This window comes from Alloyangia pacifica (assembly GCF_003111685.1).
In the GTDB taxonomy this organism is placed as follows: Bacteria; Pseudomonadota; Alphaproteobacteria; order Rhodobacterales; family Rhodobacteraceae; genus Salipiger; species Salipiger pacificus_A.
Genome location: NZ_CP022190.1, coordinates 520,001 through 535,072 on the forward strand (window position 1 = coordinate 520,001; position 15,072 = coordinate 535,072).

Below are 15,072 nucleotides of genomic sequence, written 5' to 3' on the forward strand. Positions count from 1 at the left end.
AGTTCGCGAGAAGGAGGCCCAGTTTCAACGCAAGTTTTGGCTGGGGGCACAAACCAGGGGGTGGCGACTGTTTACTAAAAACACAGGGCTCTGCGAAGTCGCAAGACGACGTATAGGGTCTGACGCCTGCCCGGTGCCTGAAGGTTAAAAGGAGGGGTGAGAGCTCTGAATTGAAGCCCAGGTAAACGGCGGCCGTAACTATAACGGTCCTAAGGTAGCGAAATTCCTTGTCGGGTAAGTTCCGACCTGCACGAATGGCGTAACGACTTCCCCGCTGTCTCCAACATCGACTCAGCGAAATTGAATTGCCTGTCAAGATGCAGGCTTCCCGCGGTTAGACGGAAAGACCCCGTGCACCTTTACTACAGCTTCACACTGGCATCAGGCCATGCATGTGCAGGATAGGTGGTAGGCTTCGAAGCAGACACGCCAGTGTCTGTGGAGCCTCCCTTGAGATACCACCCTTGCATTGCTTGATGTCTAACCGCGATCCCTTATCGGGTTCCGGGACCCTGTGTGGCGGGTAGTTTGACTGGGGCGGTCGCCTCCTAAAGCGTAACGGAGGCGCGCGAAGGTTGGCTCAGAGCGGTCGGAAATCGCTCGTTGAGTGCAATGGCAGAAGCCAGCCTGACTGCAAGACTGACAAGTCGAGCAGAGTCGAAAGACGGCCATAGTGATCCGGTGGTCCCAAGTGGGAGGGCCATCGCTCAACGGATAAAAGGTACGCCGGGGATAACAGGCTGATACTGCCCAAGAGTCCATATCGACGGCAGTGTTTGGCACCTCGATGTCGGCTCATCTCATCCTGGGGCTGGAGCAGGTCCCAAGGGTATGGCTGTTCGCCATTTAAAGAGGTACGTGAGCTGGGTTTAGAACGTCGTGAGACAGTTCGGTCCCTATCTGCCGTGGGTGTAGGATACTTGAGAGGAGTTGCCCCTAGTACGAGAGGACCGGGGTGAACGATCCACTGGTGGACCAGTTGTCGTGCCAACGGCAGTGCTGGGTAGCTATGATCGGACAGGATAACCGCTGAAGGCATCTAAGCGGGAAGCCCCCCTCAAAACAAGGTATCCCTGAGGGCCGTGGAAGACCACCACGTCGATAGGCCGGAGGTGTAAGCGCAGCAATGCGTTCAGCTGACCGGTACTAATGGCCCGATAGGCTTGATCCGATCCAGGAACAGCAAGGCTGTTCCAGATCAGACGAAGCATACAACCCCTACAAAATACCTGACTTGGTCCACGTCGCGCTCAAAACAGCGCGACAACGTGGGTTTTTCTCGGTTTGGTGGTCATAGCGCAAGCAAAACACCCGGCTCCATTCCGAACCCGGCCGTTAAGTGCTGCCGCGCCAATGGTACTGCGTCTCAAGACGTGGGAGAGTAGGTCACCGCCAAACCTAGTAAAACCCACAGTATCTCTCCTAAACGATGACCCAAGCCACGCGCCGTTTCCAAGCCGTGGGCAGGGACGCTCCAAAGTCTCAAGCGTTTGACGCCCACGGTGCATGCCGCGGGCGTTTCTTGCGTTTGAGCGGCGCGTAAGGGGCGCTTGGAGCCGGACCTGCAATTTGGGCAGATCCGGCCCGTGCCGCAGATTTTGCTCAGCCCAGGATTGCGTCGACCGCATCGCGGGTCACCGAGACGATCTTGTCGGCCTCCTCAGAGGTCAGGCACAGCGGCGGGGCGAAGCCGAGAATGTCGCCCTGCGGCATGGCCCTTGCAATCACGCCGCGCTCAAGCATCGCGGCGACGACCTTGGCGCCCTTGCCCTCGGACGGATCGAAGAACCTGCGACCCTCGCGCTCGGCGACGAGCTCGACCGCGCAGAGCATGCCCTCGCCGCGGACCTCGCCGACATTGGGGTGCTCGCCGAGCGCGTCGCGCATGGTGTCAATCAGGTAAGCACCTGTCTTTGCGGCGTTCTCAACCAGCCCAAGCTTGTCGATCAACTCGAGGTTGGCAATGCCCGCAGCGGCACCGATGGGATGGGCGGAATAGGTCCAGCCATGGCCGAGCACGCCGTATTCATCGGTGCCCCGGCACAGCACGTCCCACATGCGCTGGCCGACGATCGAGGCCGAGAGCGGCGCATAGGCCGAGGTCAGCCCCTTGGCCGAAGTGATCAGGTCAGGCGTCATCCCGTAGTGGTCCGAGCCGAACATCGAGCCGAGACGTCCGAAGCCGGTCACCACCTCGTCGACCACCAGCAGGATGTCGTGCTTGTCGAGCACCTTCTGGATCGCCGGCCAGTAGCCCTCGGGCGGGGGTACGATGCCACCGGTGCCGAGCACCGGCTCGCCGATGAAGGCGGCGATGGTGTCCGCGCCCTCGCGCTCGATCAACGCTTCCAGTTCCGCAACGCAATGGGCGGTGAAGTCCGCCTCGGACATGGTCAGGTCGGGGCGGCGGAAGTAGTAGGGCGCCTCGGTGTGGATCACCTGTGCCAGCGGCAGGTCGAACTTCTTGTGGAAGAGCTCCAGCCCGGTCAGCGAGCCGGTCATCAGACCCGAGCCGTGATAGCCGCGCCAGCGCGAGATGATCTTCTTCTTCTCGGGGCGGCCGAGGATGTTGTTGTAGTACCAGATCAGCTTGATGTTGGTCTCGTTGGCGTCCGACCCGCCGAGACCGAAGTAGACGCGTGCCATGTTCTTCGGCGCGCGGTCCATGACCATCTTCGACAGGGTGATCGAGGCCTCTGAGCCGTGTCCGGCATAGGCGTGGTAGTAGGCCAGCTCATGGGCCTGATTGGCGATCGCCTCAGAGATCTCGGTGCGGCCGTAGCCGACATTGACGCAGTAGAGCCCGGCGAAGGCGTCGAGCAAGCGGGTGCCGTCGCGGTCGCTGATATGCACCCCGTCGCCGCCGGTGACGATGCGCTGCGCGCCCTCGCCCCGGGCGAACTGGCCGAGGTTGGTCGACGGGTGGAAGAAGTTCTCGCGGTCCCACTTGGCGAGTTGGTCGTTGGTCAGCATGTCGTCTCCTTCGGTAGTCATTCGGGTCTGCGGGAGGGATCACCCCCAATCGCGGCAGACGTATTTGATGTCGGTGAAGGCCTCGAGGCCCTGGCGGGCGCCCTCGCGGCCCAGCCCGGATTGCTTGCTGCCGCCGAACGGGATCGGCGCGCCGGTGACCTTGGTGCGGTTGACCGCGACCATGCCGAACTGCAGCGCCCGGGTGAGCCTGTAGATGCGGCGCGGGTCGAGGCTGTGGACGTAGGCGATGAGCCCGTATTCGGTGGCGTTGGCGCGGGCGATCACCTCCTCCTCGGTGTCGAAGACCGAAAGCGGCGCGACCGGGCCGAAGGTTTCCTCGGACATGATGGCGGCCTCACCCGGCACATCGGCCAGCACTGTGGGCCTGTAGAACAGCTTGCCGAGACCTTCGTCGATGGAGCCGCCGGTGAGCAGTCGGGCGCCCTTGGCAACCGCGTCGTCCACATGCGCTTGCTGCTTGGCGATCGCGCGCTCATGGATCAGCGGTCCGATGTCCGGGTCATCCATGCCGCGGCCGAGGGACAGCGCTTCGACGGCCCGGGTGAACCTGGTGCAGAACTCCTCGTAGATCGGGCGCTGGATGTAGAAGCGGTTGGCGCCGAGGCAGTCCTGACCCGAGGTGGCGAACTTGGCCTTGATCGCCTCGATCACTGCGCGGTCCAGATCGGCGCCCTTGAAGACGATAAAGGGGGCGTGGCCGCCAAGCTCCATCACCAGCCGCTTCACCGTGTCGGCCGACTGGCGGTAGAGCAGGCGACCGACCTCGGTCGAGCCGGTGAACGACAGCGCCCGCACACGCTTGTCCGAGGTCCATTCGCCGACGATGGCGGCGGCGTCGCCGATCACTGTGTTGATCACGCCCGGCGGAAAGCCCGCGCGGCGCGCGAGCACCGACAGTGCCAAAGCCGAGAGCGGGGTTTCAGCCGAGGGGTGGATGACCACGGTGCACCCGGCAGCGAGCGCCGCGGCGGCCTTGCGGGTGATCATCGCCGAGGGGAAGTTCCATGGCGTGATCAGCGCGGCAACCCCCACCGGCTCGCGCCAGAGCTCCATCTCGGCGTCGGGCAGGTGGCTGGTGACCCCCTCGATATTCGGGCGCAGCGCTTCCTCGGCGTAGAACTGCACGAAGCTGGCGGCGTAATCGATCTCGCCGCGCGCCTCGCTGATCGGCTTGCCCTGCTCGGCGACCATGATGCGGGCGAGGTCTTCCTTGGCCGCGACGATCAGCGCGTGCCAGCGGTGCAGGATCTCGGCGCGGTCCTGCGGCAGGGTGCTCGCCCAGCCCCCGAAGGCGGCATCTGCGGCATCGACCGCGGCGCGCGCGCCATGGGCATCGCTGATCGCAACCTGTGCAATCAGCGCGCCGCTGGCCGGATCGCGCACGGCGAGACGCCCGTTCCCGGCGAAATCACCGACCCCCGGCAGCAGCTCCGGGTCGGACAGTCCAAACGTCGGTTTGTTCGAAAGATCGCTCATGCCTGCGCACCTCCTTGGATGGCTCAAGCATGGGGCAGGGCGGGCAGAGAGTTCTCCGGGACTTCGGTCAGGCGGCAGAAATTTTCTCCGCGCTTGCGGGCTGGCTGAGAGAAACTCTCTGGCCCCCGCAGCGCTTTCCTAGCGCCGCAGCAGTCCTAGCGCGGGCGGGTCGTTCTTCACCGGCTTGGTGACGATGTAGCTGTAATAGCGGCGCACCCCCGCGCGGCTTTCCAACAGACCGTCCATCAGCGCCTGGAAGGCCGCGACATCGCTGCTCACGACCTGCATCAGGTAGTCGTAGCCGCCGCCGATGGCCCAGCAGCCGGTGATCTCGTCGATCCGTGCCACGGTGCGCTCGAAGAGCTGGAAGCTCTCGGCCCGGTGGCTGTCGAGCTCGACGGTGACGAAGACCTGCACGTGCGGGCCGAGCGTCGCGAGGTCGATCTCGGCGCGGTAGCCGGTGATCAGCCCGGCCTTCTCGAGCCGCTTCATCCGCTCCCAGCAGGGGGTCGGCGAGAGGTTCACGCGGGCCGCGAGCTCGGTCTTGGCGATGCGGCCCTCGCGGCTCAGCGTGGCGAGTATCGCGATGTCTCTGCTGTCGAGGCGGGTGGTGTCCATGACACGCTTGTTCCGGTGAAAACCCGTCATGTCAATCTGGACAAGTCCCAGATCGTGCAGGACTCTGCCAGCCATGTCACATTGGCCGCTCACCTCCGAGGATGTCACCCGCCCCGCCTATCGCAGCGTCGCGCAGGGGATTTTCGCCGCCATCAGCTCGGGCCAGCTCAGACCCGGCGACCGGCTGCCGGCGCATCGCGAACTGGCCTGGCAGCTCGGCATCTCGGTACAGACGGTGAGCCGCGCCTACGAGGAGCTGATCCGCGCCGACATGATCTCGGGCGAGGTCGGGCGCGGCAGCTTCGTGAAGTCTGGGATGCGCGAGACGGTCAACCTTCCCTGGCACCGCACAAAGGAAAGCCGGCCGCGGTTCGACCTGTCGCTCATGAGCCCGGTGCACCTGCCGCAGGTCGCCGAGGCCTGGCGCTGTTCGATGCGGCGCATTGCAGAGAACCCGCCGCATGAGACGATGTTCGCCCTGCGGCCGGGCGAGACGCTGGCGCGCTACGATGCCGCCGCCTCGGGCTGGCTGGCGCGCTGCGGGCTGCTCGCCCGGCCCGGGCGCACGCTGGTGACCAACGGTGTCACGCCCGCGATGTTCGTCGCGCTGATGACCGTCGCGCGGCATGGCGATGTCGTCGCCTGCGAGGCGGCGACAAGCCACGCGCTGAAACCCGCCGCGCGCCAGCTCGGCTTGCGCCTGCAGGGCATCGCGCAGGACGCGCGCGGGATGCTCCCCGAGGCGCTGAGCGAGGCCGCCGCCGCCTCGGCGGGGCAGATGAAGGCGGTTTATCTGCTGCCATCGGGGGCCGGGCCCTACGCAAAATTGATGGATCGCGAGCGCCGCGCGGATCTGGCCCGGGCAGCGCGCTCTGCGGGGCTCTTCATCCTGGAGTGCGACCCGCTCGGGCCGCTTGTGCCGCGTCGTCCGCCGCCGCTCGCAAGCTTCGCTCCCGAGCGGAGCTTCTACTTCACCGGGCTGACCAAATGCCTGTCGCCCGGGCTGCGCTTCGGTATTCTCGCGATGCCTGATCACCTATCGGAGCGCACGGTCAACAGGCATCTGTCGGTGTCGTGGATGGCGACGCCGATCATTGCCGAGATCGCCACCGACTGGATGGAGAGTGGCGTCGCCGACGCGCTACTGCAGCTACACCGAAAGGAACTTGTCGCGCGCAACCGACTGGCGCAGCGCCACCTCGGGCCGGGAAACGGCGGATTTGCCTACGCGCTGCACCGCTGGCTTCTGCTGCCGGAAGGCCTTTCGGAACGGGCCTTTCAGCGCCAGGCGCTGCGCAATGGCGTGGCCGTAGCGGCGGGCGCAAACTTCGCCGTGACAGACCGTCGACCGGCGGTGCGGGTCTGCCTCGGAGAATTGGGGAGAGGCGATTTGGAACAGGCCTTGGGCGCTCTCGCGGCGCTGCTGCCAGCGCCCGGACAACCCCAGGGTTGACAGCCGATTTGCGATTCTCCTCGAATTGTCATGATTTAATATAGACATTGACTTGAGTATTTTCGACTCCGAGGTTGGGCGCATCCGCGCGGACCGTGATCCGCGACCTGAAACCAAGCCCTGACGCCGCAGGCGACGGGGCAGACCGACAGGGGGTACGACATGACCTACAAGACAGTTCTCGCAACGAGCGCCGCGGCGCTCCTTCTCGGCTCGGGCGCCGCTCTGGCCGACACCTGGCGCTATGCGTTCGAAGAGGCGATGGACGAGGTGCAGGGCAAGTTCGCCCAGAAATTCAAGGAAGAGGTCGAGGCCAATTCCGACCATGAGATCCAGCTCTTTCCCTTCGGCACGCTGGGCGAGTCCGCCGACACGATGGAGCAGGCCCAGTCCGGCATCCTGCAGTTCGTCGACCAGTCGCCGGGCTTCACCGGGGCGCTGATCCCCGAGGCCCAGGTCTTCTTCGTGCCCTACCTGCTGCCGCAGGACGACGCACAGCTTGCCTCCTTCTTCAAGAATTCCAAGGCAATCAACGAGATGTTCCCGCCGCTCTACGCCGAGCAGGGGCTCGAGCTGCTGACCATGTTCCCCGAGGGCGAGGTGATGATGACCACCACCGAGCCGGTGGAGTCCCCCGCCGACCTCGACGAGGTGAAGTTCCGGGTGATGACCAACCCGCTGCTGGTGGAAAGCTACCAGGCCTTCGGCGCCACGCCGACGCCGCTGCCCTGGGGCGAGGTCTATGGATCGTTGCAGACCGGCATCATCCAAGGGCAGGAGAACCCGGCCTTCTTCATCGAGTCGACCAAGATGTACGAGGTGACCGATTACATCACCCGCAGCGGCCACAACAATTTCACCACCGCGGTGATGGCCAACAAGGAGTTCTATGACGGGCTCTCGGAAGAAGACCAGACGATGATCGACAACGCGATCAGCGCCGCCTTCGACTACATCATCGACTACCAGAAGGGCCTGACCGAGGAGTCGCTGGAGAAGATCATGGCGGCCAAACCCTCGATGACCATCACCGACCTCACCGAAGAGCAGCGCCAGCCCTTCATGGACACGGCGGAGTCGGTCGAGCAGGAGTTCCTCGAGATCGGCGGGCCGCAGGCGCAGGAAATCCTCGACCAGCTCAAGGCCGACCTCGCCGCGGCGGCCGAGGGCTGAAGGCCCGCCAACGCAGCAGAGCCAAAGGTCGCGCCGGCTGCCCGAGAGGGTCGGTCGGCGCGGCCATGAGCGGTTTCGCGACAGCAACAAGGACAGCGGCATGAAGACTGACCGACACGGCGCGCCCGAGCTCGACCCTGACATTCTCGCCGAGGTCCAAACCTCGGCTGTGGACGATGACATCGACGATTCTGGCTATGTTTCGGGCCTCCCTGGCATTCTTGGGGTGATCGACGGGGCCGTCGCGCGCATTGAGGCGGTGCTTCTGGCACTCGGCGTGCTGCTCATGGCGCTCAACACCATCGCCAACGTTGTGGGCCGCTACCTGTTCTCGCAAAGCCTGTTCTTTTCCGAGGAAGTGAACCAGGCGCTGATCATCCTGATCACCTTCGCAGGTATATCCTATGCCGCGCGCCATGGCCGCCACATCCGGATGTCGGCCTTCTTCGACGCCGCCCCGCCAAAGCTGCGCAAGGCGCTGATGGTGCTGATCGCGGCGGTGACCGCCGCGGCAATGTTCCTGCTTGCCTGGTACGCGCTCGACTACGTGAGGGCGCAGGCCTCGCGCGGGCGCTTGCTGCCGGCACTGCAGGTCCCGGTCTGGTGGATCATCGTCTGGGCGCCGCTGGGGTTCTTCCTGACCGGGCTGCAATACACGCTCACCGCGATCAAGAACCTGCTGCAAGACGATATCTGGCTCTCGACCAGCACGCTCGAAGGCTATGACGACACCGGCGAAGAGGAGGTCTGAGACATGTCCCTTGCCATCTTCGGCACGATGATTGTGCTGCTGCTGCTGGGCTTTCCGATGATGATCCCGCTGATCGCCGGCTCGTTGATCGGCTTTGTCGCGCTGTTCGGCGGGGTCAGCCAGCTCGACACGATGGTGCAGCAGATCCTCGGCGGCATCCGGCCGGCGAGCCTGATCGCCGTGCCGATGTTCATCTTCGCGGCCGATATCATGACCCGCGGCCAGTCTGCCAACCGGTTGATCGATCTGGTCATGGCCTTCGTCGGCCATCTCAAAGGCGGGCTGGCGGTCTCGACCGCCGCAGCTTGCACGCTCTTCGGCGCGGTCTCGGGTTCGACGCAAGCGACGGTGGTCGCGGTCGGCGGGCCGCTGCGCCCGCGCATGCTCAAGGCCGGCTACAAGGACAGCTTTGCGCTGGCGCTGATCGTCAATTCCTCGGACATCGCTTTTCTGATCCCGCCCTCTATCGGCATGATCATTTACGGCGTGGTCTCGGGGACTTCGATTTCGGAGTTGTTCATCGCGGGCATCGGGCCCGGGCTGCTGATCCTCGTGCTTTTCTCGATCTACTCCTACATCTACGCCGTCCGGAACGACGTGCCTACCGAGCCGAAAACGAGCTGGTCCGAGCGCGGCCGGGCCATCCGCCGGGCGCTCTGGCCGCTCGGCTTTCCGGTGATCATCGTCGGCGGCATCTACGGGGGTATCTTCTCGCCCACCGAGGCGGCCGCTGCCTGCGTGCTCTACGCGCTCATCCTCGAGATGGGCGTGTTCCGCGAGATGAGCGTCAAGCAGCTCTACGCCACCGCCAAGTCGACCGGGCTGATCACCGCGGTGGTCTTCATCCTCGTGGGCGCGGGTGCGGCGTTTTCCTACGTCATCAGCTTTGCGCAAATCCCGCAGCAGGTGCTGGGCAGCATCGGCATCGACGAGATGGGCCAATATGGCGTGCTCTTCACCATCTCCATCGCCTTTTTTGTCGGCTGCATGTTTGTCGACCCGATCGTGGTGATCCTGATCCTCGTGCCGATCTTCGCGCCGGTGGTCCAAAGCGTTGGGCTCGACCCGGTGCTGGTTGGCACGATCATCACGCTCCAGGTGGCCATCGGCAGCGCGACACCGCCCTTCGGCTGCGACATCTTCACCGCCATCGCGGTGTTCAAGCGACCTTACGCGGAAGTGGTCAAGGGCACGCCGCCCTTCATTCTCATGCTGCTGGCGGTGGCGGTGTTGCTGATCTTCTTCCCGCAGATCGCGCTCTTCCTGCGCGACCTTGCCTTTGCGAAGTGAAGGGGGCCGATATGTTCAAACGGATGCTCGTGGCCTACGACGGCTCGAACGGCGCCTGGGAGGCGATCGAAAAGGCTGCGGAACTGGCGAAGATCACCGGCGCAGAGATCCTCGTACTGACGGTCTACCGGCACCACTCGATGCTCGAGGCGTCGCTGTCGATGGTGCGCGGCAGCGACCGCGAGGGCGGTAGCCTCGACGACACTATGCGCGCCGTCGCCCGCGAGGCGGCCGAGGAAGCCAAGGCAAAGGCGAAAGAGCTGGGCGCCGAGAAGGTGCAAGCCTTCATCAAGGGCGGCAACTATGCCCGCACCATCGTCAGTTTCGCGCGGGAGAGGGGCTGCGATCTGATCGTCGTCGGCTCGCGCGGGCTCGGGTCGTCCGAGGGCTACATGCTGGGCTCGGTGAGCCACAAGGTGACCAGCCTGACCGACACGCCGGTGCTGGTGGTCTGAGCCATGTCCGCCCCTGACCTGCGCAGGGACCATCTGCGGCGCTTCGGGATGATCGCCCTCGCCACTGACCTGACGATCGAGGGCGATGCCGCGCGGCTGATGCTGCCGGGCACGCAGCTGCATGTCACGCGCATCGCCTTCGAGAATCCGACCACCCCCGAGAGCCTGCGCCGCACCGGCCCGCGCCTACGAAACGCCGCCGAGCTGATCCTGCCCGGCGTGGCGCTCGAGGGGATGCTTTTCGGCTGTACATCGGCCAGCGCCGTGCTGGGGGACGAGGTGACCGCGCTGATCGGCCCGCGCGCCTCGGTCACCACGCCGCTCAGTGCCGCGCTGCGGGCCTGCGAGGCGCTGGGGGTCGGGCGGCTGTCGCTGCTCGCCCCTTATAGGACGGAAACCACCACGCTCGTCGCCGGGCATCTGGCGCGCCATGGCGTCGAGGTGGTGGCGCAAAGCTCGATGGGCCATGCGGACGATCGCGACATGGGGATGCTGACGCCCGAGGCGGTCATCGAGGCGGCACTGGCGGCCGACCACCCGCGCGCCGACGCGCTGTTTCTCTCCTGCACCGCACTTCCGGCGGTCCCGGTGATCGACCGCCTTGAAATGATGCTCGGAAAACCGGTGCTCAGCTCCAACCAGGTTTCATTCTGGTCGATGCTGGACACGGCGGGGATCTCGGGCGACGGTCCGGGAAGGTTGTTCAAGGTGCACAGATGGTGACGCGCGACGACATAGAGGCGGCGGCGGGTCGCATTCGCGGCATGGTTCGCGAGACGCCGGTGAAGCGCTCGCCCAGCCTGTCCGAGCGCGCGGGCGGCGCGGTCTGGCTGAAGTGCGAGCACCAGCAGCAGACCGGAGCCTTCAAGCTGCGCGGCGCGTCCAATGCCGCCGCCCGGCTTGGCAAAGTGGCCGGTGTCACCACCGCATCGACCGGCAACCATGGGCGCGCACTGGCCCATGCGGCGCGGCAGCTTGGTTTGCCCGCGGTGATCTGCGTCTCGCGGCTGGTGCCCCAGAACAAGCTCGAGGCCATCGAGGCCCTTGGCGCCGAGGTGCGGGTGATCGGCGCCAGCCAGGACGAGGCTTTCGAGGAGGCGCGGCGGCTGGAGCGTGACGAAGGCTTCGCGCTGGTGCCGCCGTTCGACCATCCCGACGTGATCGCGGGGCAGGGGACGCTGGGGCTGGAGATCCTGTCGCAACTTCCCGAGGCCGCGGCGCTGGCCATCCCGCTTTCCGGCGGCGGCCTGCTGGCAGGGGTGGCGCTGGCGGCAAAATCGCTGCGGCCGGATATCCGCATCATCGGCCTCTCGATGGAGCGCGGCGCGGCGATGGCTGCAAGCCTTGCCGCCGGGCAGCCGGTCGAGGTCGAAGAGCTCGAGACGCTGGCCGATTCTCTCGGCGGCGGCATCGGGCTGGACAACCGCCTGACCTTTGGAATGTGCCGCGAATTGATGGACGCGTTGATCCTGCTCACCGAGGCCGAGATCGCCGCGGGCCTGAGGCACCTCGCCCGCGAGGACGGCGAAACCGTCGAGGGCGCGGCGGCGGTCGGCGCGGCGGCGATCCTCGCGGGCAAGCTGCGCGCCGAAGACGGCCCCTTGGTTCTGCTGCTTTCGGGCGGCAATATCGACCCGGCACGCCACGCCGCCATTGTCGGGGAGGAAACATGAGCGACATTCGGATCTTGCACGAAGCCGAGCTGCGCGCCTGCGTCGCACTCGATCCCGCCGCGATCGACGTGGTGGAGAGCACCTTCGCCACGCTGGCAAGGGGTGGGGTCGAGATGCCTCCCATTCTGTCGATGCACATGCCCGAGGTGAACGGCGAACTTGACGTGAAGACGGCCTATGTGCCGGGGTTGCCCGGCTTTGCGGTAAAGCTCTCGCCGGGGTTTTTCGATAACCCCGCCAAAGGTCTGCCCTCGACCTCCGGCCTGATGGTGGTGCTGTCGTCGGAAACCGGCCGCGTGCAGGCGGTGCTGCTCGACAATGGCTATCTCACCGACGTGCGTACCGCTGCCGCTGGCGGCGTGGCGGCCCGGCACCTGGCGCGAGAAGACGCCAGCCGCGCCGCGATCTTCGGCGCCGGGCTGCAGGCGCGGATGCAATTGCGTGCGCTCTGCCTCGTGCGCCCCATCTCCGAGGCGGTGATCTGGGCGCGCGACGCGGCCAAGGCGCAGGCGCTGGCGGCGGAGCTGTCCACGGGTGATCTGAAAGTCCGTGCCAGCGCCGACCCAGAGGAGGCAGCCGGGTTTGCCGAGGTGATCGTCACCACAACGCCGGCGAGCGAGCCCATTTTGCGCGCCGACTGGCTGCGCCCCGGCCATCACGTCACCGCAATGGGCAGCGACCAGCCCGGCAAGGGCGAACTTGAGCCGGAGTGCCTCGCCCGCGCCGACCTCTACGTCGCTGACAGGGTGAGCCAGACCCGGCTCATGGGTGAACTGCGCGCCGCGCTCGACGCCGGCAGCGCGCCGGACCCCGACAGCATTCCCGAGCTGGGAGACATCGTCCTCGGCCGCCACCCCGGCCGCACGAACCCCGATCAGATCACCATCGCCGATCTGACCGGGACCGGTGTGCAGGACACCGCCATCGCAACCCATGCGCTCGCCGCATCTTCAACAGAGGTCTGAATGCCCGAACTCCAAAGAACGCCAGAGCGATACACGACCGAAGAATACGAGGCTCGGCTCGAGAAGATCCGAGCCCGGATGGAGCGCGAGGGGCTCGATCTGCTGATCCTCAGCGATCCCTCCAACATGGCCTGGGTCGCGGGCTACGGCGGCTGGTCCTTCTACGTGCACCAATGCGTGCTCGTTGGCCCCGACGGCCCGCCGGTCTGGTACGGGCGCGGGCAGGATGCCAACGGTGCCTACCGCACGGTCTGGATGGAGCCCGAGCATGTCATCGGCTATCCGGACCACTACGTGCAGTCCACCGAGCGCCACCCGATGGACTATCTCTGCGCCAAGCTCGCCGAGCGTGGCTGGGACAAGGGCACCATCGGCGTCGAGATGGACAACTACTGGTTCTCGGCCCGCGCCTACGAGCGGCTGCAAAGCGGGCTGCCCAACGCGAAGTTCAAGGACACCACCGGATTCATCAACTGGCAGCGCGCGGTGAAATCCGACAAGGAACTCGAGTACATGCGGCAGGCTGCGCGCATCGTCGAGCGCATGCACCACCGCATCGCCGACAAGGTCGAAGTGGGCATCCGCAAGTGCGACCTCGTGGCGGAAATCTACGACGCCGGGCTGCGCTACGACGAATGGTACGGCCATGGCGGCGACTATCCGGCCATCGTGCCGCTGCTGCCCTCGGGCCCGGACGCCGCTGCGCCGCATCTGACCTGGGATGACCTGCCGATGAAGCCGGACGAGGGCACCTTCTTCGAGATCGCCGGCTGCTACCAGCGCTACCATGTGCCGCTGTCGCGCACGATCTACCTCGGCACGCCGCCGCAAGAGATCCTCGATGCCGAGAAGGCGGTGCTCGAAGGGATGGACGCCGGCCTCGAAGCCGCGCGGGCGGGCAACCTCTGCGAGGACATCGCCAAGGCCTTCTTCGGCACGCTGGAAAAGCACGGCATCGAGAAGGACAACCGCGCGGGCTATTCCATCGGTCTGAGCTACCCGCCGGACTGGGGCGAGCGTACCATGTCGATCCGGCGGGGCGACAAGACGGTGCTGCAGCCGGGGATGACCTTTCACTTCATGACCGGCCTGTGGATGGAAAACTGGGGGTACGAGACCACCGAGTCCATCGCCATCACCGCTGACGGCGCACCCGAGGTCTTCTGCGACATCCCGCGCAAGATGCTGATCAAGACCTGATACCAAGGCGCGGGCCGAGGCCCCCGGGGCGCTTTGCGACCGGCGGCCCGGCCCGCGCTCGTGATTATCAGCGCGCGGGGCCAAAGGCACGAGGCGTCAGGTAGAGCCGCTGGCTTTGCTGAAGGATCGTCACCCCTGCCGCGAGGAGCAGCTCCCAGGCAACAAACCAGGTTCCCGTGACCGCATGACTGTGCCTGTTTCGGCTGCGCGTGCGGGGACTGGCGTCGAAGCCGTCCCTCCTCGTGCGGAGCGCTGCAGGTAGCGCCATGCGGGGTGGGCCGACCTGCTCGCGTCGCGCGCGTGGCACCCGACTCGCCCGCAAGTTCCGTAGGTTGCGCCAAGTCTCTGTGGTAAGGATGGATAGACCCCGAGGAGGAATGAGCATGAAGACACTGCCCTTGGCTCTTATGGCGCTCTGCCTTGGCCATGCCGCCCGCGCAGAGGACCCGCTTGTCCAGCCGGTGATCGACGGGTGCATAGACAGGTTGATTGCAAGCGGTGCCGCCACGCAGCCCGGCGGCGAGGTGATCGACACCCTGTACTCCGAGGCCGGTACGATGGTCTTCCTGAAGGATGGCGACGGGCGCATCTGGCAGTGTTTCGGCTACCGGGACGGGACCGTCGAGTCGCTCGAACTGGCCGACGCAGATGAGGCCGAAGGCGCCTTCGCTCGCGCGGCGGAGAAGGCGGCGTTTGCGCCCGAGCGCATCAGCTTCGCTCCGGGCACCAGCGGCGCCGCCTTGAGCGGGGCGCTCGAGCCCGGGGGTGCGAAGCAATTCGCGCTCGGCGCTCGGGCGGGGCAGGTGCTCGACCTGCGCCTCGATCCGAAGGGAGGAAAGATGTACTATATCTTGCGCAACCCGGACGGCTCGATCCTGCTTGCAGGCACCGATGCCGCGGTTCCCTTCAAGGGCCAGTTGCCTCAGTCCGGCGACATCAACCTCGAGGTGGTCAACTCACAGAGCACGGCACAGGATTTCGAGCTGGTGGTAACGATTGAATGAGCCGGGGTCGTGGGACGGAG

General features: G+C 65.7%; 13 protein-coding genes and 2 rRNA genes (1 of these 15 running past the window's edge). 12 read left to right on the forward strand and 3 right to left on the reverse strand.

Annotation, left to right across the window (positions count from 1 at the left end; all coding sequences use genetic code 11):
* A 23S ribosomal RNA gene (locus tag CEW88_RS15360) occupies positions 1-1,171 on the forward strand (it extends 1,661 nt beyond the left edge of the window).
* Positions 1,172-1,283: 112 nt separating this feature from the next.
* Positions 1,284-1,398: ribosomal RNA gene (gene rrf, locus CEW88_RS15365) — 5S ribosomal RNA — on the forward strand.
* A gap of 204 nt (positions 1,399-1,602) precedes the next feature.
* Here the strand turns inward: rrf and CEW88_RS15370 are convergent.
* The 3 genes from CEW88_RS15370 to CEW88_RS15380 all read right to left on the reverse strand — a co-directional run bounded on the left by CEW88_RS15370 (position 1,603) and on the right by CEW88_RS15380 (position 5,088).
* Complete coding sequence (locus tag CEW88_RS15370; protein ID WP_108968595.1) at positions 1,603-2,973, reverse strand: aspartate aminotransferase family protein; 1,371 nt, start codon at positions 2,971-2,973, stop codon at positions 1,603-1,605.
* A 39-nt stretch (positions 2,974-3,012) separates the two neighbouring features.
* Positions 3,013-4,470 (reverse strand): NAD-dependent succinate-semialdehyde dehydrogenase, encoded by a 1,458-nt coding sequence (locus tag CEW88_RS15375; RefSeq protein WP_108968597.1) that lies wholly within the window; start codon positions 4,468-4,470, stop codon positions 3,013-3,015.
* Between the two features lie 138 nt (positions 4,471-4,608).
* Positions 4,609-5,088: an Lrp/AsnC family transcriptional regulator gene (locus tag CEW88_RS15380; RefSeq protein WP_108968599.1), complete on the reverse strand. Its 480-nt coding sequence runs from the start codon at positions 5,086-5,088 to the stop codon at positions 4,609-4,611.
* A 73-nt stretch (positions 5,089-5,161) separates the two neighbouring features.
* On the opposite strand from CEW88_RS15380, the gene CEW88_RS15385 reads away from it, so the two are divergent.
* The 10 genes from CEW88_RS15385 (at position 5,162) to CEW88_RS15430 (ending at position 15,052) form a co-directional block, all read left to right on the forward strand.
* Positions 5,162-6,541: a PLP-dependent aminotransferase family protein gene (locus CEW88_RS15385; RefSeq protein ID WP_159099625.1), complete on the forward strand. Its 1,380-nt coding sequence runs from the start codon at positions 5,162-5,164 to the stop codon at positions 6,539-6,541.
* Positions 6,542-6,703: 162 nt separating this feature from the next.
* Positions 6,704-7,714, forward strand: coding sequence for a TRAP transporter substrate-binding protein (locus tag CEW88_RS15390; protein WP_108968603.1), 1,011 nt, complete (start codon positions 6,704-6,706; stop codon positions 7,712-7,714).
* Between the two features lie 100 nt (positions 7,715-7,814).
* The gene (locus CEW88_RS15395; protein WP_108968605.1) at positions 7,815-8,465 is read left to right on the forward strand and encodes a TRAP transporter small permease; all 651 of its coding nucleotides are present in this window, start codon (positions 7,815-7,817) and stop codon (positions 8,463-8,465) included.
* A 3-nt stretch (positions 8,466-8,468) separates the two neighbouring features.
* The gene (locus CEW88_RS15400) at positions 8,469-9,755 is read left to right on the forward strand and encodes a TRAP transporter large permease (protein WP_108968606.1); all 1,287 of its coding nucleotides are present in this window, start codon (positions 8,469-8,471) and stop codon (positions 9,753-9,755) included.
* Between the two features lie 11 nt (positions 9,756-9,766).
* Entirely contained in the window at positions 9,767-10,210 is a 444-nt protein-coding gene (locus tag CEW88_RS15405) for a universal stress protein (RefSeq protein ID WP_108968608.1), read from the forward strand.
* 3 nt (positions 10,211-10,213) lie between these two features.
* Entirely contained in the window at positions 10,214-10,933 is a 720-nt protein-coding gene (locus CEW88_RS15410) for a maleate cis-trans isomerase family protein (RefSeq protein WP_108968610.1), read from the forward strand.
* Positions 10,927-11,883: a hydroxyectoine utilization dehydratase EutB gene (gene eutB / locus CEW88_RS15415; protein WP_108968612.1), complete on the forward strand. Its 957-nt coding sequence runs from the start codon at positions 10,927-10,929 to the stop codon at positions 11,881-11,883. The genes CEW88_RS15410 and eutB overlap by 7 nt, the downstream gene beginning before the upstream one ends.
* Positions 11,880-12,848 carry an ectoine utilization protein EutC gene (eutC, locus tag CEW88_RS15420; RefSeq protein WP_108968614.1) on the forward strand — a complete coding sequence of 323 codons (969 nt, stop codon included), beginning with the start codon at positions 11,880-11,882 and terminating at the stop codon, positions 12,846-12,848. The genes eutB and eutC overlap by 4 nt, the downstream gene beginning before the upstream one ends.
* Entirely contained in the window at positions 12,849-14,048 is a 1,200-nt protein-coding gene (gene doeA, locus CEW88_RS15425) for an ectoine hydrolase DoeA (protein ID WP_108968616.1), read from the forward strand.
* 383 nt (positions 14,049-14,431) lie between these two features.
* Positions 14,432-15,052, forward strand: coding sequence for a hypothetical protein (locus CEW88_RS15430; RefSeq protein WP_159099626.1), 621 nt, complete (start codon positions 14,432-14,434; stop codon positions 15,050-15,052).
* The last annotated feature ends 20 nt before the right edge of the window (positions 15,053-15,072 follow it).

Bases quoted from the DNA above. Each gene is read 5' to 3' on its own strand.
- CEW88_RS15370 (WP_108968595.1), bottom strand. From the start codon at position 2,973: ATGCTGACCAACGACCAACTCGCCAAGTGGGACCGCGAGAACTTCTTC.
- CEW88_RS15375 (WP_108968597.1), bottom strand. From the start codon at position 4,470: ATGAGCGATCTTTCGAACAAACCGACGTTTGGACTGTCCGACCCGGAG.
- CEW88_RS15380 (WP_108968599.1), bottom strand. From the start codon at position 5,088: ATGGACACCACCCGCCTCGACAGCAGAGACATCGCGATACTCGCCACG.
- CEW88_RS15385 (WP_159099625.1), top strand. From the start codon at position 5,162: ATGTCACATTGGCCGCTCACCTCCGAGGATGTCACCCGCCCCGCCTAT.
- CEW88_RS15390 (WP_108968603.1), top strand. From the start codon at position 6,704: ATGACCTACAAGACAGTTCTCGCAACGAGCGCCGCGGCGCTCCTTCTC.
- CEW88_RS15395 (WP_108968605.1), top strand. From the start codon at position 7,815: ATGAAGACTGACCGACACGGCGCGCCCGAGCTCGACCCTGACATTCTC.
- CEW88_RS15400 (WP_108968606.1), top strand. From the start codon at position 8,469: ATGTCCCTTGCCATCTTCGGCACGATGATTGTGCTGCTGCTGCTGGGC.
- CEW88_RS15405 (WP_108968608.1), top strand. From the start codon at position 9,767: ATGTTCAAACGGATGCTCGTGGCCTACGACGGCTCGAACGGCGCCTGG.
- CEW88_RS15410 (WP_108968610.1), top strand. From the start codon at position 10,214: ATGTCCGCCCCTGACCTGCGCAGGGACCATCTGCGGCGCTTCGGGATG.
- eutB (WP_108968612.1), top strand. From the start codon at position 10,927: ATGGTGACGCGCGACGACATAGAGGCGGCGGCGGGTCGCATTCGCGGC.
- eutC (WP_108968614.1), top strand. From the start codon at position 11,880: ATGAGCGACATTCGGATCTTGCACGAAGCCGAGCTGCGCGCCTGCGTC.
- doeA (WP_108968616.1), top strand. From the start codon at position 12,849: ATGCCCGAACTCCAAAGAACGCCAGAGCGATACACGACCGAAGAATAC.
- CEW88_RS15430 (WP_159099626.1), top strand. From the start codon at position 14,432: ATGAAGACACTGCCCTTGGCTCTTATGGCGCTCTGCCTTGGCCATGCC.